Below are 16,405 nucleotides of genomic sequence, written 5' to 3' on the forward strand. Positions count from 1 at the left end.
AATTAGACACTGATTTTACTGATTCGCTAAAGCGAAAACGCTGATAAAAACGGATTTTCCTAATTACTTTCTTGATTAAACTGTTAAGTAATTTTATAGATTTCTTCTTAACTTAATGACATTGCCCGATCCCGAAGCGCAATGTCATTAAGTTAAGCTTTTTTTAGATAATTAAGACTAAAAAAAATCGCGCAAAGTCGCAAAGAAAATGTATGTAAACTTGGCGGCTTTGCGACTTTGCGCGAGATTTATTCGACAAATATTTTGTTCCATCGGAACACCTCATTGGTAGAAAAAAAATGTATCGAGAGAAACATCGTCCCATTGGGACGTTTGAGAAATTGTATATGTAATCTGTATATGTTTTTACCAATAATTATTTATAAAATCAAACGTTCCTAAGGAACGTGAAAAAACGCCATATTTATTGGGCTACCAATGAAATGTTCCGATGGAACAAAAACAAATTGTTACATTGCATTTTTCTTAACTTAATGACATTGAGCGTCGGGACGGGATGTGTTTAAATAAGTGAAACGCCTTTTTTAAGCAACAAATCTATGTTTCTAGGTGTTAAAAAAATTACGCTCAAAGAGATAACAACCTCCTTTTTATCCGAAAAACTTCGATTATTCATTTTGGATACTCATTGCACCAAAATGAACACTTTTAAACTGTACTCTATCCTGAACTTTGCCCTATCAATTTAAAACAATTATTATGAAAACTATTTTTATTACAGGCGCTTCTTCAGGATTAGGGAAAGCTACAGCAAAATTATTTCAGGAAAAAGGATGGAATGTAATCGCAACAATGAGAAATCCTGAAAAGGAAACAGAACTTTCTAATTTAAATAATGTAACGCTATTACCACTTGATGTTACCAATTATGACCAAATACAAAGCACGGTTCAAAAAGCCATTGCATTAAGCGATATTGATATCGTTTTTAACAATGCCGGTTATGGCTTGATTGGTCCTTTGGAAAGCTTTAATGATGACCAGATTACAAAACAACTTAACACTAATTTATTGGGAGTAATTCGTGTTACAAATGCTTTTATTCCATATTTCAGAGAAAGAAAAAGCGGATTGTTCATCTCAACTACTTCGATAGGCGGATTGATTGCTTTTCCTTTAAGCTCTGTATATCACGCAACAAAATGGGGACTTGAAGGCTGGAGCGAAAGCATGGCGTTTGAATTAAATCCGTTTGGAATAAACATTAAAACAGTTTCTCCGGGTGGTATCAAAACAGAATTTCTACACGGCTCACTTGATTCAGGAACTAAACCTGAATATGAAGCAATGACAAACAGCTTACTTTCAAATGTTGACACCATGTTTGAAATGGCATCAACTCCGGAACAAATTGCCGACGTAGTTTATGAAGCCGCTACAGACGGAAAAAACAAACTGAGATATGTAGCAGGAGAAGATGCTAAAGCACTTTACAAACAAAGACTGGAACAAGGAGACGAAGTTTTTCGTGCTGCATTGGGGAAACAATTTTTAGGAGCATAATTTATTATCTGGTACCGTTCAGGTTTTGATAACCTGAACGGTATTAGTTTTGAATTTTTTTATAAATTTATATCATGGAAAAGAAAAACAACAATCCGACAAAAATTTCCTCTTTATCACAATTTCATAGTTTATTTAAACTCCCAAAACCGCTTCATCCTCTGATAAGTTTGGTCGACAACACCAAACTGGTTATAGATGCTGATTTAACTAATAACCATTTTCTACTAGATTTCTATAAAATATCCTATAAATACTCAACTAACGGAAAAATGGGTTACGGTCAGGGTTATTATGATTTTAATGAAGGCGGATTAATGTTTACTTCACCCAATCAATTGATTTTTACCGATAATCAAGAAGGAATTGAATATTTTGGTTATACCTTACTTTTCCACTCGGACTTTATCAGAAATTATCCTTTAGGAAAAAACATCAAAAAATACGGCTTCTTTTCATATGATACCAATGAAGCACTTCATCTTTCTGATAGCGAAAAAACAACTATTACAGGTTTATTAACAAGCATTGATAGTGAACTTCATACTGCTATAGACGAAATGAGCCAGGATGTAATCGTTTCTTATATAGACGTTTTACTTAATTACAGTAATCGTTTTTACAAACGCCAATTCATTACCAGAAAAACAATCAGCAATGATTTATTAACCAAAGTAGAAGAAACTCTTGGTAATTATCTGGACAATGCCGAAACCCTAAAAAGAGGATTACCTACAGTAGATTTTCTTGCTTCACAAATCAACGTTTCCAGTCATTACCTGAGCGACATGCTTCGGAATTTAACCGGACAAAATGCACAACAACATATTCATTCCAAACTAATTGAAAAATCAAAGGATTTCCTGATGACCACGAATCTGTCGGTAGCAGAAATCGCCTATCAATTAGGTTTTGAATATCCTCAGTCATTTAGTAAATTATTCAAAAAGAAAACCAATTTAACACCATTAGAGTTTAAAAACTCCTTGAATTAGTCTTCAAAATTATTCACTTTCAATAAGTCTCTTTTTCTTTTAAAAAATCATAAAATTTCATAAAATTCATCCACTTGGATGTCGTAGTATTTAAATGAAATTTTCAACATAAAAGATCATTAAAAATTTGATTTTTTAAGCTTCAAAAAACCAATAAATGAAGCTTTTTAAAAAGTAAAAAAAGATTTTAAAACTAACAATTATTACTATTTTCATTGATTTTGTTACATTTTTTTCAATTAAACATTATATTATGTATTGATTTTGAGATAAATTTGCCAACTATTAAAAATAAAGCAAGCAAATCAAAATTAAGCCAAAAAAGAAAAGCAAAACCAATTTATATTCATTCTACAACCAAATCTGATTACAAAAAAGCCATTCGCAATTTGTATTTCAGTTTGGGTATCGTATATAATGAAATATTGAAATTGACGACCTTATATCTTTTTCTAATTTTGTTTTTCTATTATAATGAGCAGGAATTGCTTTGGTTAGAATATTACAATTAAAAAAAATAAAAAATGAGTAAGACATTATTTGACAAAGTATGGGATTCACATGTAGTGCGTAAAATTGAAGATGGACCAGATGTGTTTTTTATTGACCGTCATTTCATTCATGAGGTTACGAGTCCTGTTGCTTTTTTAGGATTAAAAGCCAGAGGCGTTAAGGTTTTATACCCAGAGCGTACTTTTGCAACTGCAGATCACAATACACCAACCATAAACCAACATTTACCAGTTGAAGATGCTTTATCAGCCAATCAGCTTAAAGCGCTTGAAGATAATGCTGCTGAATACGGTATTTCGCACTGGGGATTAGGTCACATTAAAAATGGAATTGTACACGTAGTTGGTCCTGAAAACGGAATTACTTTGCCAGGTGCTACTATTGTATGTGGAGATTCTCATACTTCTACTCATGGTGCTTTTGGAGCAATTGCTTTTGGTATCGGAACTTCTGAGGTTGAGATGGTACTTTCTACGCAATGTATCATGCAGCCAAAACCAAAGAAAATGCGTATTAACGTAAATGGTGAATTAAGCAAAGGTGTTGGTCCAAAAGACGTTGCACTTTATATTATTGCTCAATTGACTACTTCTGGAGGTACTGGTTATTTTGTTGAATATGCAGGTGATGTTTTCGAAAACATGACTATGGAAGGCCGTATGACAGTTTGTAACCTAAGTATCGAAATGGGTGCCCGTGGTGGAATGATCGCGCCTGACCAAAAAACTTTTGATTTCCTTGAAGGCAGATTATATGCTCCAAAAGGCGAAGCTTGGGATAAAGCAGTTGCTTATTGGAAAACACTTAAAACTGATGATGATGCCGTTTTTGATGCTGAATTAAACATCAACGCTGCTGACATTGAACCAATGATTACTTACGGTACTAACCCTGGAATGGGAATTGGTATTACAAAACATATTCCGAACGCCAATCAAGTTGAAGGTGGTGAGGAAACTTATAAAAAATCGCTTGCTTACATGGGCTTTCAGGAAGACGATGTTATGATTGGGAAACCAATTGATTTTGTTTTCTTAGGAAGTTGTACAAACGGACGTATTGAAGATTTTAGAGCTTTTACAGAAATTGTAAAAGGAAGAAAAAAAGCAGATAATGTTACTGCTTGGTTAGTTCCGGGTTCTCACGTTGTTGAAGCTCAGATTAAAGAAGAAGGTTTATTGGATATTTTAACTGAAGCTGGTTTTGTATTACGTCAGCCTGGCTGTTCTGCTTGTTTAGCAATGAATGATGATAAAGTTCCTGCCGGAAAATATGCAGTTAGTACATCAAACAGAAACTTTGAAGGTCGTCAGGGTCCTGGATCAAGAACATTATTAGCGAGTCCAATTATGGCTGCCGCTGCTGCTGTAACAGGAAAACTAACGGATCCGAGAGAGTTATTTTAGATTGGAGATTATAGATTTTAGATTTCTCACTTTGAGTAAATCTTTATCTAAATTTCTTCAAATAAAATGATCAACATTATTTAATACAAAACATTTTTAGGTTCTAAGTTTAAGTTTTCAAAAGAAAATCTAAAATCTAAATCCTAAAATCTAAAATTCCAAAAAATGGCATACGATAAATTTAATATACTTACCAGCAGTGCAGTGCCGCTGCCAATTGAGAACGTAGATACAGATCAAATCATTCCGGCTCGTTTCCTGAAAGCTACAAAGCGTGAAGGTTTTGGAGACAATCTTTTTAGAGACTGGAGATACAATGGAGACGATTCTCCAAAAGCTGATTTCGTTTTAAACAATTCAACTTACTGCGGAAAAATCCTTGTTGGAGGAAAAAACTTCGGTTCAGGATCTTCAAGAGAACATGCAGCCTGGGCTGTTTATGATTACGGATTTCGTGCTGTAGTTTCAAGTTTCTTCGCAGATATTTTCAAAGGAAACTGCTTGAATATCGGAGTTTTACCAGTTCAGGTTAGCCCGGAATTTGCTGATATTATTTTCAAAGCAATCGAAGCTGATCCTAAAACGGAGTTAGAAATCAACTTACCAAACCAAACGATTACTTTATTAGCAACTGGTCAATCAGAATCTTTTGCTATTAACGGATACAAAAAAAATAATATGGTTAATGGCTTTGACGACATTGATTATTTACAGAATATTAAGGAAGATATCGTGACTTTCGCTGATAAGCTTCCGTATTAATAAAATCTTGCTCGATCTATTAGACCCGACAGGTTTTCGAAACTTGTCGGGTCTTTCTAAATGAAATCGACCGAAGGAATGTTTCCAAATAATCCGATATAGAAATCAGCTTTAAAAATAATCCCATTGTAAATGAAAGGCAATAAACATATTAAAAGGGACGAAAACGCAACAAAAATATTTAACGATAGAAGTTTATCAAAAGATTATCGAAATCTGATTCAGATTTTAAAACCCGGAATGACGATTTTAGATATTGGGTGCGGAACAGGTTCAATTTCAAAAGACATTGCAAATACTATTGGCTTTAACGGAAAAGTTATTGGAATCGACAATACAGAAAGTTTCATAAAAAGTGGCCAGGAATTTTATCAATCGGTTTCTAATTTAGAATTAATTGCTGTTGATTTATTTGAATACAATCCTGAAATACAATTTGATTTAATTATTTCAGCCAGAACATTACAATGGTTAAGCAATCCGAAAGAAGCTTTAATAAAAATGAAATCGTTATTGAAGCCAAACGGTCAAATTTCGATTCTGGACTATGATCACACCAATTTAATATGGAATCCGTTGCCACCGCAAAGCATGCAGGAGTTTTATAAAACTTTTTTGAAATGGCGAGAAGATGCCGGAATGAATAATAAGATTGCTGAAGATTTACCTCAATTATTACAAGAAGCGGGTTTTCATTCTATTGAAAAAATAAATTCAGATGAAGTTTACAATCAGGAAGATTCCGATTTTAAATCAAAAATAGGGATTTGGTCTAAAGTTGCCGGTTCTTCTCAAATGGTCGAAGAAGGTTATTTAGAGGAAGGATTACGATTAAAGACAATCGAAGAATACAATAACTGGATAGAAAATTCAGCCCTTTCGATGACCATGAAACTAAACGAAGTAAGGGGAAAAATATAAAAGCACAACTATAATTTCACTTTTAAAGAAATATAGACAATCAATATGGAAAAAAGAAAAATTGAAATAATGGACACGACGCTCCGTGATGGTGAACAAACATCAGGAGTATCATTTTCTGCTGCAGAAAAACTAACCATTGCACAATTATTGTTGGAAGAATTAAATATTGACAGAATCGAAATTGCTTCGGCTCGCGTAAGTGAAGGAGAATTTCAAGCCGTAAAAGGAATTACTACCTGGGCAACCGAAAAAGGTTACATCAATCGTATTGAAGTCCTTTCGTTTGTAGACGGTGGTGTTTCGATCGAATGGATGAAAAAAGCCGGAGCTAAAGTTCAGAATTTATTGACCAAAGGTTCAATGAATCACTTGACGCATCAATTAAAAAAAACTCCTGAACAACATTTTTCTGAAATCGCCCAAATCATTGCTTTGGCAAAAGAAAACGATATTGAAACCAATGTTTATCTGGAAGACTGGAGCAACGGAATGCGAAATTCTCCTGATTATGTTTTTCAATTTCTCGATTTTTTATCCACTCAGCCTGTCAAAAGAATTTTGCTTCCTGATACTTTAGGGGTTTTAATTCCATCATTAACTTTTGAATTCCTTTCAAAAATAAGAGTAAAATATCCTCAAATACATTTTGATTTCCATGCGCATAATGACTATGATTTAAGTGTTGCCAATGTAATGGAAGCGGTAAAAGCGGGTATAAACGGACTTCACGTTACGGTAAACGGAATGGGTGAGCGCGCAGGAAATGCTCCGCTTGAAAGTACTGTTGCCGTTATAAATGATTATCTGCCAGAAGTAAGCATCAACATCAAGGAAACTTCTCTTTATACCGTTAGTAAACTGGTTGAAACTTTTACAGGATACAGAATCCCTGCAAATAAGCCAATTGTAGGTGATAATGTTTTTACCCAAACTGCCGGAATTCATGCTGACGGAGACAACAAAAACAATTTATATTTTAATGATTTGCTTCCGGAACGCTTTGGAAGAAAACGAAAATATGCTTTAGGGAAAACTTCAGGAAAAGCCAATATCGAAAAAAATCTTCAGGAATTAGGTTTAAAATTAAACAATGAAGATTTGAAATTGGTTACCCAAAGAATCATCGAATTAGGTGACAAAAAAGAAACGGTTACCAAAGAAGATCTCCCGTACATTATATCGGATGTTTTGAACAGTCATACCTATCAAGATAAAATTACCATTGAATCTTATATATTAGTTCATTCCAAAGGAACACGTCCATCAACAACATTAAGCTTAAATCTTGATGGCGAAATCATAGAAGAACACGCTCAAGGTGATGGACAATTTGACGCTTTCATGAATGCACTAACCAAAATCTATAAAAGCAAAAAAATGACTTTGCCTAAACTGATTGATTATGCTGTTCGAATCCCACCCGGAAGTAGTTCTGATGCTTTATGCGAGACTATTATTACCTGGATCAATGATAATGGAAAAGAATTTAAAACAAGAGGATTGGATTCTGATCAAACTGTTGCGGCGATTATCGCTACCCAAAAAATGCTTAATGTAGTTCCTTAAAAAGGGACAAAGGTTCAAAGTTACAGAGGAACAGAGGTTTTCCCTTTGTTGCTTTGAACCTTTGCCACTTTGAACCTTAATAAATAATTAATAAACACCAAATAATGAAATTTAACATAGCCCTTTTAGCAGGAGACGGAATTGGTCCTGAGGTAATTAATGAAGCCGTAAAAGTATCTGATGCTATTGCAAAAAAATTCAATCACGAAATAACATGGACTTCAGCACTAACCGGAGCATGTGCAATTGATGCCGTTGGAGTTCCTTATCCTGACGAAACTCACGAAATTTGTATGGCTGCTGATGCTGTTTTATTCGGAGCAATTGGTCACCCAAAATATGATAACGATCCAAGCGCTCCAGTTCGTCCGGAGCAAGGATTATTGTTGATGCGTAAAAAACTAGGTTTGTTCGCTAACGTTCGTCCAACATTTACATTCCCTTCTTTAATTGATAATTCTCCTTTAAAAAGAGAAAGAATCGAAGGAACTGATTTAGTTTTCTTAAGAGAATTAACCGGTGGAATTTACTTTGGAGAAAAAGGAAGAAGAGACGACGGAGAAACTGCTTTTGACAATTGTGTTTACACAAGAGCCGAAGTGCAGCGTTTAGCAAAAAAAGGCTTTGAACTAGCCATGACACGTAGCAAAAAATTATGTTGTGTTGATAAAGCAAACGTTTTGGAAACTTCACGTTTATGGAGAGAAACTGTTCAGGCAATGGAAAAAGATTATCCTGAAGTTACAGTTTCATACGAGTTTGTTGACGCTGTAGCAATGCGTTTGGTTCAATGGCCAAACTCTTACGATGTATTGATTACTGAGAATTTATTTGGAGATATCTTAACTGATGAAGCTTCTGTAATTTCTGGTTCAATGGGATTAATGCCTTCTGCTTCTGTTGGAGAACATACTTCATTATACGAACCAATTCACGGATCTTACCCACAAGCAACTGGATTAAACATTGCTAATCCATTGGCAACTATTTTATCTGCTGCTATGATGTTCGAAGATGCGTTTGGACTAAAAGACGAAGCCGAAGCAATTAGAGCTGTAGTAAATAAATCATTAGAACAAGGAATTGTAACTGAAGATTTAGCTGCAAAAGGAACTAAAACTTACAAAACCAGCGAAGTTGGAGATTGGCTGGTTGCGAATCTATAGTTTTTTTGTTTCAGGTTTCACGTAGAGGCGCACAGTAGTGCTTCTTCGCTTTCTGTTGGATGTTAGATGCACTGCTGTGCATCTCTACAAAAGAAACAAAATTTATTGCATAAAAAAAGGGATCAATTTACATTGATCCCTTTCTATTTATATTTAGAAAAAAATATTAATATCCTCCTCTGTTACCACCACGGTCATTTCCACCACGGTTGTTTCCTCCACCATAACCACCGCGTGAATCTCCACCACGACTGTTATTGTTGAAGCTTCTTCTTTCGCCTTCTGGTTTCGGTTCAGATTTATTAACCACAATTGCACGACCTTGAACAGTAGCTCCGTTCAATTCATCAATTGCTTTTTGAGCCTCAGCATCGTTTGGCATCTCTACGAAACCAAAACCTTTGCTTCTTCCTGTAAATTTATCAGTAATGATCTTAACTGAATCTACTGCTCCGTAAGCCTCGAAAGACTCTCTTAAATCTGCTTCCTCAATACTGAATGGAAGGCTTCCAACAAAAATGTTCATATGTACTTATTTATAATAATGTAGCAAATGTAGTCTTATTTTTCTGTAATCTACTATATATTAGTTTATTTATGTTTTTATTTTGATTTAAAAAAATAGAAATGAATAAAACCAAACAATTGCAAATGAAAAACTTAATTACCAGAAGTTACCACAGGATTGTACGGAATCTTATAAAAAACACCTTCTGTAAAGGTTACACTTGGATTTTCAAGATCTTCTGTATTTGTATTTACTGCAGTAAATTTAAATGTTCCGGAAATAGTCCTTTTTTCGGCATCAAATTCCGTAATAATAACTTGTCCGCTACCTTTATTTGTTCCGGTTGTAAACTCAGGTTTATCAATTGCAAATCTATCTGAATACGAAGCGGCTGTTAAATTATCTACACCTAAAACATACGTTTTTGGTCCTAAAGAAGGTAATTTAAGAGTCACAGTATTGGTTCCTAAACCACCACTAACATACACGCCACCGCTAGCTTTTGCCTGAGCTGAATAATTTTGAGCTCTCCAAAAAACGTTGTCTTTTAAACCTTGAAAAGCCGGAGTATTGAATTTTACATCTTCCTCACAAGATGCAAGTAAAAAAATAGTAATAAATAGCCAATAATATTTTTTCATAAAAAAATAAGTTTAAAGCAAAAGTATCACATTTAAGATAAATATTTTAAAAAAAAGGAGTCAAAAACGATACAAAAATTACTAAAAATCCATCTCTGATATAATTAATAGGGTTTGAAACCCATTATTTACAAAAAAATTATATCTTTGCACCCTTAATTAATAGAGGTCGAGTACCTCAAAATTTAATCATACGATTATGTCAGTAAAAATTAGATTACAAAGACACGGTAAAAAACAAAAACCTTTTTACTGGGTTGTAGCTGCAGATGCACGCTCAAAAAGAGATGGTAAATACTTAGAGAAAATCGGTACTTACAATCCAAACACAAACCCTGCAACTATCGAATTAAACATTGATAGCGCTGTAAAATGGTTGCACAATGGTGCACAACCAACTGATACTGCCAGAGCAATTCTTTCTTACAAAGGAGCTTTATTGAAACACCACCTTGATGGAGGTATTCGTAAAGGTGCTTTAACGCAAGAACAAGCTGATGCTAAATTATCTGCTTGGTTAGATGCTAAAGCTGGAAAAGTTGATGCTAAAAAAGAAGGTTTAACAAAAGCGCAAGCTGATGCTAGAGCTAAAGCTTTTAAAGCAGAACAAGAAGTTAACGCTAAACGTTTAGCTGCTGCAGCTCAGGCTGAAGCTGATGCTATCGCTGCTGCAACTCCTGCAGTTGAAGAAGAAGTTACTGAAGTTGAAGCGGAAGCTGCTACTGAAGAAGCTCCTGCTGCTGAAGAGAATAACGAAACAACTGAAGCATAATTATATTTAGCGGGAATGCGTAAAGAAGAATGTTTTTATTTAGGTAAAATCGCTAAAAAATTTAGTTTCAAAGGTGAAGTTCTGGCTTATTTAGACACGGACGAACCTGAGTTATACGAAAATCTGGAATCAGTGTTTGTTGAATGCAACAAACACCTGGTTCCTTTTTTTATTGAAAAAAGCTCCTTACACAAAAACGATTTTCTTAGAATTCGTTTTGAGGACATGAATACCGAAGAAGATGCGGATGCTATTATGGGCAATGCAATTTATCTTCCATTAAGTATGTTGCCAAAACTTTCCGGTAACAAATTCTATTTCCACGAAGTTATCGGTTTTGAAATTGAAGATCAGCGTTTAGGCGTTTTCGGAAAAATTGCTGCCGTAAACGATACTACTGCACAACCTCTTTTTGAAGTTTTAAATGGAGAAGTAGAAATGCTAATTCCGATGATCGACCATTTCCTTGTAAAAATCGATCGCGACAATAAAAAAGTCATCATGAATTTGCCAGAAGGGCTTGTTGAGATGTACCTTTAAGTTTAGAAATTCCAATTTTTAAAATTCCAAATTCCAACCAAATAGGAAAATTCCAATAGAGAAATTCCAAATTCCAACTAACATAGAGGAAATTCCAAAAAAGAAATCCCAAATCTAAAAAAAAAAAGAAAATTCCAATAGAAAAATTCCAAATTCCAATTTGGTGCCGAAATCATTGTGATTACAATAAATTTGAAAGAAAAAACCTTCAAATTGTAAATGATTTGTTTTATCTTTAAATTCTCATTATTGGGATTTGGAATTTAAAAAATTGGAATTTATTTATTTTTATGGGAAAACCTTATGATTTAGAAGAGAGAACTTTTCTTTTTGCAAAAGAGTGTAGAATTTATATTAGAAATCTACCCAAAACAACATCAAATATAGAAGACTGAAAGCAATTAGTCAGATCATCTGGTTCTGTAGGAGCAAATTATATTGAAGCCAACGAAAAAACTTGGAGACAAAGATTTAATATTTCGACTTAAAATCTCTCGAAAAGAAGCTAAAGAATCTAAATTCTGGTTATGACTATTACATGAATTAAATCCCGATCAAAGAATACTCTCAGATTCTTTATTATTCGAAGTCGAAGAATTAAGAAAGATTCTATCAGCAATAATCACCAAAACATCAAAATAATTAATTAGGATTTTAATCTTATTTTTGCAACTCAAACAAAATATTTCATTCCAATTGGAATTTGGGATTTCTCTATTGGAATTTCTTTTTTCAGTTTGGAATTTGGAATTTAAAAAAATTGGAATTTATATATGTTTACATTCAAACAATTCTCTATTCAACAAGACAAAACGGCCATGAAAGTAGGAACCGATGGTGTTTTACTTGGTGCTTGGGCTCCAATAAATCATAATCCGTTTAGCGTATTGGATATTGGTGCGGGAACCGGAATTATCGCTTTGATGCTGGCTCAGCGAACTCATGCTGAACAAATTGATGCTCTTGAAATTGACGAAGAAGCTTACGAACAAGCGGTAGATAATTTTGAGAATTCTCCTTGGGGAGATCGTTTATTCTGTTTCCATGCAGGTTTGGATGAATTTATTGAAGAGCCGGAAGATGAATACGATTTGATTGTTTCAAACCCACCGTTCTATGCTGAAGATTATAAGACCGAAAACGAACAACGCGATTTAGCTCGTTTTCAAGATGCAATGCCTTTTGAAGAATTGGTTGAAGCAGCCGATTTATTACTTTCTGAAAACGGAATATTTGCTATTATTCTTCCTTTCAAAGAAGAAGAAAGTTTTATTGCTTTAGCTAAAGAATCTGAACTCTATCCAATCAAAATCACCAGAGTAAAAGGAACTCCAAAGTCTGAAATCAAACGCAGTTTATTGGCTTTTAGCCGAAATGAAAATCCTGAAATTGAAATCGATGAATTAATTATCGAAATCGACAGACATATTTATACTCCTGAATATATCGAGTTAACTAAAGCGTTTTATTTGAAGATGTAAACATTCTTGGTTTTCTTTTTTATTGGAATAAAAAACAACACTTGTTCATTTTATTAATTAACCATAAATTCTAATAAAAATTCAGACATACTATTTACTAAAACAAAATTAAACTTGCTCAAAGATACTTTTAAACTGATACAAAATTCTCTCGATCAATCTTAGGTCTTCGGTTACGATTTCCGCACTTCCTTTCATTTCCTGTTGAAATACAATTCGTTTTTTATAAGACGTTTCCAGTCCGTTTGGGAGTGCAACATCCAATAGCAGATTTCCGTCTTTATCGGGAACCAGTGATATATTTTGGATTTTTCCTCGCAGAACTCCAAATTCCCTATCTGGAAAATTTGCCAATCTGATGTTTACCTTTTGTCCCACTTTTATTTTTCCTGAATTAAGTGCCGGTGCTTTTACTTTTCCAACAAAACCGTTTTTGGCATCGGGAATTATTGAAAACACATTATCACCAACATTTATCGTTTGGTTTTCATTCCAAACCTGCAAAAAGGTAACTACACCGCTTATGGATGTTTTTAGTGTGTAGGCCAATTCCCAATCTTTTATCACTTTCTTGAGCTGATAAAATGATTGTGCCATGTTACGTCCCAAATTAACTTCTTCTTTGGTGCTGTTTATATGTGAACTCTGACTTGATTTTGTGTTGTCTATCAAAGAGGACCTTAATTGCGAAATCGAAGACAATAAGCTCTTATAACTCTTCTGAGCCTGCAGGTAAGTCAGCTTTTTGGCTTCCATTTCCTGGGCTGAGATAATTCCTTTATTGAAAAGGGTTTCAAAACGTGCAATTTCATTTTTCTGAAGCTGCAATTCGCTTTCGTTTATCACTTTTTGCTGTTGCAGGATTTCCAATCTTTCCTTGATTTGCACTTTCTCTGAAACCTGTGCTCTGTTCTCGACTTCAAAAGGCTGCAAGTCTTCATTTAATTTATCKGCCTGATAATCTTTTTGAAAAACGGCATACGCGCTTTCAATTTCGCCCAACTGACTGTTTTTAAGCAAGGCAAAAGGAAAATCTTTTTTGGGATCGTTGACATTATAAGCATCCACTATACTTTTTAATAAAAAAACATCCTTGTAATTGGCTGTGTTTTCTATAATTGCCAATGTTGTATTCTTGGGAACTATCGATTTGTCTTTTACCAGAATAGCTTCAATCCTTCCGGATGATTTCGAAACTATTTTCTCGGGCGGAATATTGGTGGTTATCACAATTTCAGTATTTACAACATCCGGATATTTGATAAACCAKGACACAAAAAACAGCAAAAATATAATGGCAAATATCAAAACGGTTCCCCAGCGTATCATCCAGTGGGGRACTTTGGTGAGAATGTCCTGAACTTCCTCGCTTCTTAATTCAAATGTATCTTCTGCCATGATTAATTTCCTAATTGTAATTGGTTTCGAACCAATTCAAAATAATTTCCTTTTTGTTGTACTAATGCCGAGTGTGATCCTATTTCGATGATTTTTCCTTTGTCCAAAACTACAATCTGGTCTGCGTTCATAACCGTGCTGAGTCGGTGTGCGATTACCACCACAGTTTTTTCCTTGAAGAAAATATCGAGTTTTCGCATAATTTCTTTCTCATTATTGGCATCCAAAGCTGATGTTGCTTCATCGAAGAATAAAATCTCGGGATTTTTGTAAACGGCTCTTGCAATTAGCAGTCTTTGTTTTTGTCCGGTACTCATTCCGGTTCCTTCTGAGCCAATTTTTGTATTATAACCCAGTGGCAAGCCTGATATATATTCTTTTATATTGGCTACATCTGCAGCATATACTAATCGTTCCTTATCGACTTTGTCTACTCCAATTGCGATATTATTGGCAATGGTATCGTTAAAGATAAAGCCTTCCTGCATCACGGCACCAATATTGGATCTCCAGGCTTTTTGCGAAATATTCTTTAACTGTGAATTGCCAATGTTGACTTCTCCTTTTTCAGGTTCATAAAACTTCAGAAGCAATTTCATGAGTGTTGTTTTTCCGCTTCCGCTCACCCCTACTATTGCCGTTACTTTATTGGCAGGAATTATTAAACTCAAATTGTCCAAAACCGGAATATCCGATCCTAAATAACGATACGAAAGGTTTTTGATCTCGATATCGGAATCATAGGGAACTTCGCTGGTTTGATGGGCTTCCTGCTCGGTTTCATCTTCTTTTTCATGAATTTCGGACAATCTTGCCAGGGAAATTTTTGCATCCTGAAGTTCTCGCACAAACTCAATAAGCTGGGCGATTGGTCCGTTCAGACTTCCCGCAATTGAACTGATCGCCAGCATCATACCCAGTGTGATCGAACCGTCGATAACTAATTTGGCCGATAAAAATATGATGAAAATATTCTTTAATTCATTGATTACAGAGGAACCTATGGTTTGGGTTTGTTCTAAAACCAATCCTTTTATGGAAACTCTAAAGAGTCTTGCCTGCACATACTCCCAACCCCAGCGTTTTTGTTTTTCGGCATTGTGGAGTTTGATTTCCTGCATTCCGTTGATAAGCTCCATGACTTTGCTCTGTTCTTGCGAAACTTCGGCAAATCGTTTGTAATCCAGAATTTCTCTTCGTTTTAAAAACAGGGTAATCCATCCGAAGTAAAAAAAGCTTCCGATAAAAAAAACAAAAAAGATCTGCAGGTTAAAGTACGCCAAAACGCCTCCCATGACAAACATATTAATCACGGAAAACAAAACGTTTATTGATGAAGTGGTCAGGATTTTTTCGATTCTTCGATGATCATTAATACGCTGCATGATATCGCCCGTCATACGCACATCAAAAAACGAAATGGGCAGATTCATCAGTTTTATAAAGAAATCTGAAATCAGCGAAATATTGATTCGGGTTGAAAGATGCAGTAAGATCCAGCTTCTGATAAGTTCTAAACCAGTTCTTCCCGCAAAAAGAAACAATTGCGCAAAAAGAATTAAATAGATAAAATGGATATTTTGATTCTGAATCCCGATATCCACAATACTCTGGGTCAAAAACGGAAAGATCAACTGCAGTAAACTGCTGGCCAATAATCCGATGCTTAACTGTATTAAAAATGATTTGTATCTTAAAATATATTGCGACAGGAGTTTAAATCCCAGTCCTTTATTTTCTTCTTTATCAAAATCGGACTGAAAGAATTTTGGCGTGGCTTCCAGCAATAGAGCAATTCCTTCTTCGGTGGATTCATCGGCATTATTCCCGATCCAGAATTTAATAAAATCCTGTTTGTTGTATTGAATTAGTCCAAAAGCCGGATCTGAAATATAGTAAGTGCCTTTTTTTATTTTATAAAGCACCACATAATGATTCTGGTTCCAATGCAGAATACAGGGTAGAGTCATGTCTTCCAAATTTTCTGAATCCAACTTTACTCCCAAAGTCCTAAAACCAATTTTCTCAGCAGCATCACTTATAAAAAGCAAATTACTTCCCTCACGAGTTGTTTCGCTAATGTCTCTTAATCTCTGTATTTTGAATGTTTTACCATAATGTTTGGCTATTATTTTTAAACAGGTTGGACCGCAATCTTTAAAATCGGCTTGTTTGTAAAATGGAAAATCTTTCATTTAAGGAATTATAA

The 16,405-nt window shown here is 34.6% G+C and carries 14 protein-coding genes; 10 read left to right on the forward strand and 4 right to left on the reverse strand.

Going from position 1 to position 16,405, the window contains the following annotated elements:
* The first annotated feature begins 720 nt into the window (after positions 1-720).
* The 7 genes from EAH81_RS10140 to leuB all read left to right on the forward strand — a co-directional run bounded on the left by EAH81_RS10140 (position 721) and on the right by leuB (position 8,856).
* Positions 721-1,524 (forward strand): SDR family oxidoreductase, encoded by an 804-nt coding sequence (locus EAH81_RS10140; RefSeq protein WP_140506555.1) that lies wholly within the window; start codon positions 721-723, stop codon positions 1,522-1,524.
* Between the two features lie 74 nt (positions 1,525-1,598).
* On the forward strand, positions 1,599-2,519 hold the full coding sequence (locus EAH81_RS10145; protein WP_140506557.1) for a helix-turn-helix domain-containing protein: 921 nt from the start codon (positions 1,599-1,601) through the stop codon (positions 2,517-2,519).
* A 524-nt stretch (positions 2,520-3,043) separates the two neighbouring features.
* On the forward strand, positions 3,044-4,438 hold the full coding sequence (gene leuC / locus EAH81_RS10150) for a 3-isopropylmalate dehydratase large subunit (protein ID WP_140506560.1): 1,395 nt from the start codon (positions 3,044-3,046) through the stop codon (positions 4,436-4,438).
* Between the two features lie 165 nt (positions 4,439-4,603).
* Positions 4,604-5,200, forward strand: coding sequence for a 3-isopropylmalate dehydratase small subunit (gene leuD / locus EAH81_RS10155; RefSeq protein ID WP_140506562.1), 597 nt, complete (start codon positions 4,604-4,606; stop codon positions 5,198-5,200).
* A gap of 132 nt (positions 5,201-5,332) precedes the next feature.
* Positions 5,333-6,121, forward strand: a complete 789-nt coding sequence (locus EAH81_RS10160; RefSeq protein WP_140506564.1) for a methyltransferase domain-containing protein — start codon at positions 5,333-5,335, stop codon at positions 6,119-6,121.
* A 45-nt stretch (positions 6,122-6,166) separates the two neighbouring features.
* Complete coding sequence (locus tag EAH81_RS10165; RefSeq protein WP_140506566.1) at positions 6,167-7,690, forward strand: alpha-isopropylmalate synthase regulatory domain-containing protein; 1,524 nt, start codon at positions 6,167-6,169, stop codon at positions 7,688-7,690.
* 104 nt (positions 7,691-7,794) lie between these two features.
* A complete protein-coding gene (gene leuB / locus EAH81_RS10170) occupies positions 7,795-8,856 on the forward strand; it encodes a 3-isopropylmalate dehydrogenase (protein ID WP_140506568.1) in 1,062 nt (353 codons plus the stop codon).
* Between the two features lie 166 nt (positions 8,857-9,022).
* Here the strand turns inward: leuB and EAH81_RS10175 are convergent, their stop codons facing one another.
* Together EAH81_RS10175 and EAH81_RS10180 are read right to left on the reverse strand one after the other, a co-directional pair.
* Positions 9,023-9,382: an RNA recognition motif domain-containing protein gene (locus EAH81_RS10175; protein ID WP_089350002.1), complete on the reverse strand. Its 360-nt coding sequence runs from the start codon at positions 9,380-9,382 to the stop codon at positions 9,023-9,025.
* Positions 9,383-9,516: 134 nt separating this feature from the next.
* Positions 9,517-10,005 carry a DUF6252 family protein gene (locus EAH81_RS10180; RefSeq protein ID WP_140506570.1) on the reverse strand — a complete coding sequence of 163 codons (489 nt, stop codon included), beginning with the start codon at positions 10,003-10,005 and terminating at the stop codon, positions 9,517-9,519.
* Between the two features lie 199 nt (positions 10,006-10,204).
* Between EAH81_RS10180 and EAH81_RS10185 the strand changes: the two genes are divergently transcribed.
* The 3 genes from EAH81_RS10185 (at position 10,205) to EAH81_RS10195 (ending at position 12,798) form a co-directional block, all read left to right on the forward strand.
* On the forward strand, positions 10,205-10,777 hold the full coding sequence (locus tag EAH81_RS10185; RefSeq protein ID WP_140506572.1) for a 30S ribosomal protein S16: 573 nt from the start codon (positions 10,205-10,207) through the stop codon (positions 10,775-10,777).
* Between the two features lie 15 nt (positions 10,778-10,792).
* Entirely contained in the window at positions 10,793-11,317 is a 525-nt protein-coding gene (gene rimM / locus EAH81_RS10190) for a ribosome maturation factor RimM (RefSeq protein ID WP_140506574.1), read from the forward strand.
* A 773-nt stretch (positions 11,318-12,090) separates the two neighbouring features.
* Positions 12,091-12,798: a tRNA1(Val) (adenine(37)-N6)-methyltransferase gene (locus EAH81_RS10195; RefSeq protein WP_140506576.1), complete on the forward strand. Its 708-nt coding sequence runs from the start codon at positions 12,091-12,093 to the stop codon at positions 12,796-12,798.
* Between the two features lie 108 nt (positions 12,799-12,906).
* On the opposite strand, the gene EAH81_RS10200 is transcribed toward EAH81_RS10195, so the two are convergent.
* The gene (locus EAH81_RS10200) at positions 12,907-14,196 is read right to left on the reverse strand and encodes an HlyD family secretion protein (RefSeq protein WP_140506578.1); all 1,290 of its coding nucleotides are present in this window, start codon (positions 14,194-14,196) and stop codon (positions 12,907-12,909) included.
* 2 nt (positions 14,197-14,198) lie between these two features.
* Complete coding sequence (locus EAH81_RS10205; protein WP_140506580.1) at positions 14,199-16,391, reverse strand: peptidase domain-containing ABC transporter; 2,193 nt, start codon at positions 16,389-16,391, stop codon at positions 14,199-14,201.
* Positions 16,392-16,405: the final 14 nt, after the last annotated feature.

Source organism: Flavobacterium pectinovorum (genome assembly GCF_006438875.1).
Classification (GTDB): Bacteria; Bacteroidota; Bacteroidia; order Flavobacteriales; family Flavobacteriaceae; genus Flavobacterium; species Flavobacterium pectinovorum_A.

Coding starts and splice junctions, on each gene's coding strand:
- EAH81_RS10140 (WP_140506555.1), top strand. CDS start 721: ATGAAAACTATTTTTATTACAGGCGCTTCTTCAGGATTAGGGAAAGCT.
- leuB (WP_140506568.1), top strand. CDS start 7,795: ATGAAATTTAACATAGCCCTTTTAGCAGGAGACGGAATTGGTCCTGAG.
- rimM (WP_140506574.1), top strand. CDS start 10,793: ATGCGTAAAGAAGAATGTTTTTATTTAGGTAAAATCGCTAAAAAATTT.
- EAH81_RS10205 (WP_140506580.1), bottom strand. CDS start 16,391: ATGAAAGATTTTCCATTTTACAAACAAGCCGATTTTAAAGATTGCGGT.
- EAH81_RS10175 (WP_089350002.1), bottom strand. CDS start 9,382: ATGAACATTTTTGTTGGAAGCCTTCCATTCAGTATTGAGGAAGCAGAT.
- EAH81_RS10180 (WP_140506570.1), bottom strand. CDS start 10,005: ATGAAAAAATATTATTGGCTATTTATTACTATTTTTTTACTTGCATCT.
- EAH81_RS10195 (WP_140506576.1), top strand. CDS start 12,091: ATGTTTACATTCAAACAATTCTCTATTCAACAAGACAAAACGGCCATG.
- leuC (WP_140506560.1), top strand. CDS start 3,044: ATGAGTAAGACATTATTTGACAAAGTATGGGATTCACATGTAGTGCGT.
- leuD (WP_140506562.1), top strand. CDS start 4,604: ATGGCATACGATAAATTTAATATACTTACCAGCAGTGCAGTGCCGCTG.
- EAH81_RS10165 (WP_140506566.1), top strand. CDS start 6,167: ATGGAAAAAAGAAAAATTGAAATAATGGACACGACGCTCCGTGATGGT.
- EAH81_RS10185 (WP_140506572.1), top strand. CDS start 10,205: ATGTCAGTAAAAATTAGATTACAAAGACACGGTAAAAAACAAAAACCT.
- EAH81_RS10160 (WP_140506564.1), top strand. CDS start 5,333: ATGAAAGGCAATAAACATATTAAAAGGGACGAAAACGCAACAAAAATA.
- EAH81_RS10145 (WP_140506557.1), top strand. CDS start 1,599: ATGGAAAAGAAAAACAACAATCCGACAAAAATTTCCTCTTTATCACAA.